Origin of the sequence: Fodinicola feengrottensis (genome assembly GCF_039530045.1) — a bacterium.
GTDB classification, from domain to species: domain Bacteria; phylum Actinomycetota; class Actinomycetes; order Mycobacteriales; family HKI-0501; genus Fodinicola; species Fodinicola feengrottensis.
Genome location: NZ_BAAANY010000050.1, coordinates 1 through 4,027 on the forward strand (window position 1 = coordinate 1; position 4,027 = coordinate 4,027).

Here is a 4,027-nt window from a genome sequence, read left to right on the forward strand (position 1 = left end):
GCGACGCCTGCCATCGCCTCATCCATCACAGCGACTGGGAAGTACGCATCATCGACGGAATCGTCGAATTCATACCGCCAGCGTACAGAGACCCCGAACGAAGACCCATCCGCGGCATTAACCAACTCGCCGCATAGAAAATACACCCGGCCGCCAGGCCCCACCACGCCCGGCGGCCGACAAACTCTGCCCAGCCTCTACTGCCCAGGCAACGCAAGCGCACCGGAGGTCAGCTAAACGCGACGGCCCCAGTAGCTCGTCAGATGCCACGGCGACAACGACGACAATGACGGACAACGACGGACACCGGCGTACGCTGTGGCGCATGCGAAAGTACGTGATCATGGGAGTTCAGGGCTCCGGCAAGGGCACTCAGGGTGCGCTGTTGGCCCACGACTTCGACCTGACCATGATCAGCGTCGGTGACATCTTCCGCTGGCATGTGCAGAACCACACCAAGATCGGTGCGCAGGTTCGCCGGATCATGGCCGCCGGTGAGCTGGTCGGCGACGATCTCGTCGAGGCGGTGGTCCGGGACCGGCTCGGCCAGCACGACTGGAACTACGGGTTCGTCGTCGACGGTTTTCCACGCAACCGCCGGCAGGCCGAGTTTTTCCTGGAAACCTATGACATCGATGGCGTCATCCAGCTGCGGTTGCCGGACGAGGAGGTGCATCGGCGGGTGCTGGCCCGACGGCTGTGCGCCGGCTGCGGCATGGACTACAACTTGATCGCGCACAGCCCCAAAATCGCAGACCGCTGTGATGTCTGCGGGGGCCGGTTGGTCAGTCGTGAGGACGACACGCCGGAGGCGTTGGCCAGCAGGTTGCATGACTACCACACGAAAACCAACCCTGTCCTGGAACTTTTCGCGAACAAGGAGTTCGTCTTCACCGTCGACGCCCGGCCCGACAAGATCACCGTCCAACAGGAGATCCGCGCCCAGCTCGGACTGCCGGCGTACCAAGCCTAAACGCGAAATTCTCCCGGAACAGCGTTCGCACACAACCGCCCCTCGGACAGCCGCAGGGGTCCGACTAACGTCTGTTGTATGCGACCGCTGACACCCGCCCACGGTTCACTGGTCGGGAGGCAAGCAGAGACCCAGTCCATCGATGAGCTGATCGGCGCCGCGCGTGCGAGCCAGGGCGGTGTGCTGGCCGTACGCGGTGAGGCTGGCATCGGCAAGAGCGCGCTGCTGGCGTACGCCCACAGCACGGCGTCTGGTTTCCAGGTGCTGCACGCGTCGGGGTCGGAGTTCGAGTCGGAGCTGCCCTTCGCCGCTCTGCACCAGCTCTGCCGGCCACTGTGCGCGCCTTCGCTCAGCTATCTCGGCGAGCTGCCAGCTCAGCATCGGGAAGCTCTGCAAGTCGCGTTCGGGCTGGTCAGCGGCCCGCCAGACCTTTATCGAGTGGGTCTGGCGACCTTGGAGCTGCTCACCTTCGCAGCCAGAGAACAGCCATTGTTGTGCGTTGTTGACGATGCGCAGTGGCTGGACGCAGCGTCGGCGAAGGCGTTGACTTTCGTGGCCCGGCGGGTCACCGCTGATCCGGTCGCGATGGCGGTGGCCGTACGGCTGCCCGCTCCGGCCAGCGAGCTGGACGAGCTGCCGGGTCTCGCGGTCGAGCGGTTGAGCGACGCCGACGCGCGGGCTTTGTTGGTGGCGCAGAGCCAAATGACGCTGGACGAGCAGGTACGCGACCGGATCGTGGCCGAGGCACGCGGGAACCCGTTGGCGCTGCTGCACCTGCCCAGGGCCGACGGGTTCGCGGTGCCGGACACCTCGTCGGTGCCGACCCGGATCGAGCGGACTTTCCAGGCCAGGCTGGCCAATCTGCCCACCGATGCGCGGCTGCTGCTGACCATCGCTAGCGCCGACCCGACCGGCGACCCGGGCCTGCTGTGGCCGGCCGCCCACCGGCTGGGCATCGATCTGCAGGCCACCAGCGCGGCGATCACCACCACCGAGCTGGTCGAGTTCTCCACTCGGATCCGGTTCTGCCATCCGCTGGCCCGGTCTGCCGTCTATCTGGCGGCCGACGCCGACCAGCGTCGTACGGCCCATCGCGTGCTCGCGGACGTCACCGATCCCGCTGTCGACCCAGACCGGCGGATCTGGCACCGCGCCCGGGCCTGCGCCGGACCGGACGAAGCGGTCGCCGCCGAGCTGGAACGTTCCGCTTCGCGCGCCCAGGCGCGCGGCGGTGTGGTGGCCGCGGCGGCCTTCATCGAACGCGCGGCCGAGCTGTCAGTGGACGCGACCAAGCGGGTCGAACGTACGCTCGCCGCGGCTCAGGCCAAGTTCGACGCGGGCGCCGCCGACACCGCGGCAGACTTTCTCGCGTCCGTCGAGAACGCGGGCCTGGACGAGCGCCAGCTCGCGGAGGTGGATCTGCTCCGAGGCCGGATCGCGTTCGTACGACAGCATGACGGCGACGGTCCGACATTCATGATTCGGGCTGGGGAAAGGCTTTCGGCACTGGATCCGCAACGATCTCGGGACTGTTTCGTGGACGCCTTGGAAATAAGCATGGCCGTCGGCCGGCCCAGTGGCGTCATGGACCTGGTCCTGGCCGCGGCGCAGACTTGCGCGCCGGCACCGCACTCCCCGGACATCCTGGACGCACTTGCTTTGCTGACCACGCAAGGGCACCGGGTCGCGGTTCCCTTACTGCGCAAGGTTCTCCAGGGCACCGACACTCCACTGTGGACTCAGCGGCCGGCGCTCGCGGTGATGCTGGCCGCGGATTTGTGGGATCCGCAAGTACATTGGACGATCGTCGACTGGTTGATGAAGACCGGTCGCGAGTCGGGGTCACCGTTCGTACTGCGCCTGGCGCTCAGCCAGGTCGCGTCCCGTGCCGCTCTCACCGGCGATGTCGGGCAGGCCATCGCGGCGATCGCCGAGGAGGACGCGCTCGCGGACGTGACCGGCGGACCGCCGACGTACTATCACCGGCTGCACCTGGCCGCGATGCGCGGCCGCCGCGAGGAGGCCTTCGAGCTGATGGAAGCCGCGACCAAGGCGGCTGCCACCCACGGCATCGGGCAGCTGATCGCGAATGTCCACTGGGCCGCGGCCGTGCTGAACAACAGCTGGTCCGACTACCCGGCCGCGCTGGCCGCCGGTCGGCAGGCCATTTCGTACGGCGACCTTTTCCTCACCGGAGTCTCGCTGCCCGAGGTGGTGGAGGCGGCCGTCCGATGCGGCGAGTACGAGGAAGCCGCCGCCGCGCTGGCATCGCTGACCGAGCGCACCCAAGCCAGCGGAACCGCCACTGGCCTGGGGATCGCGGCTTACGCGCGTGGGCTGGTCACCGGGGTTGAGGACCACTTCCGGCAAGCCGTCGAGCTGCTCGCCCAAAGCCCGATGCGGCCCGCCCGAGCGAGGGCCCACCTCCTGTACGGGGAATGGCTGCGCCGCGAAGGGCGCCGGAAAGACTGCCGCGTTCAGCTGCGTACGGCCCACGAAATGCTGTCCGAGGCGGGACTCGAAGCGTTCGCACGGCGGGCCGCCGACGAGCTGCGCGCCACCGGCGAAAAGGCCCGCGGCCGGTCCACGCACACGTACAACGAGCTCACCATGCAGGAAACGCACATCGCCCGGCTGGTCGCCACCGGCGCCACCTCCAACGAAGTCGCCGCCCGGCTGTTCATCAGCCCTCGTACGGTCGACACGCATTTGCGCAACATCTTCCGCAAGCTCGGCATCACCTCTCGCCGACAGCTCCGGGACCAGCCCGATCTCCATGCCGAGCAGGCATCGTGATCGGCGCGCTGCCGACAAGATAGTCACCGATGCCGGGAACTGAGTTTCAGCGTTGGCGCACCATTTTGCGCATCCACCACGCCTTGGTCCATCTCAGCAACGGCCACTCCGTCACCGACACCGCGATCCGTGTGTGGCTGGTCCAACCCACCAGCTTCATCGAGGCGTTCACCACCGTCGTCGGGGAACGCCAGGCCGCGCGCTGGCCGCGATCGAAACCTTGGATAAGGTGATTTCGTATACGCAGGCGATGCAGAT

Annotated in this window: 2 protein-coding genes and 1 pseudogene; 2 read left to right on the forward strand and 1 reads right to left on the reverse strand. The window is 67.3% G+C overall.

Annotated features, from left to right (window positions below):
• Window positions 1-325 precede the first annotated feature (325 nt).
• Window positions 326-973, forward strand: coding sequence for an adenylate kinase family protein (locus tag ABD301_RS41120; RefSeq protein WP_344315436.1), 648 nt, complete (start codon window positions 326-328; stop codon window positions 971-973).
• Window positions 974-1,051: 78 nt separating this feature from the next.
• Window positions 1,052-3,769 carry an AAA family ATPase gene (locus tag ABD301_RS41125; RefSeq protein WP_344315437.1) on the forward strand — a complete coding sequence of 906 codons (2,718 nt, stop codon included), beginning with the start codon at window positions 1,052-1,054 and terminating at the stop codon, window positions 3,767-3,769.
• 46 nt (window positions 3,770-3,815) lie between these two features.
• On the opposite strand, the pseudogene ABD301_RS41130 reads toward ABD301_RS41125, so the two are convergent.
• A pseudogene (locus ABD301_RS41130) lies at window positions 3,816-4,027 on the reverse strand (hypothetical protein); the annotation flags it as partial.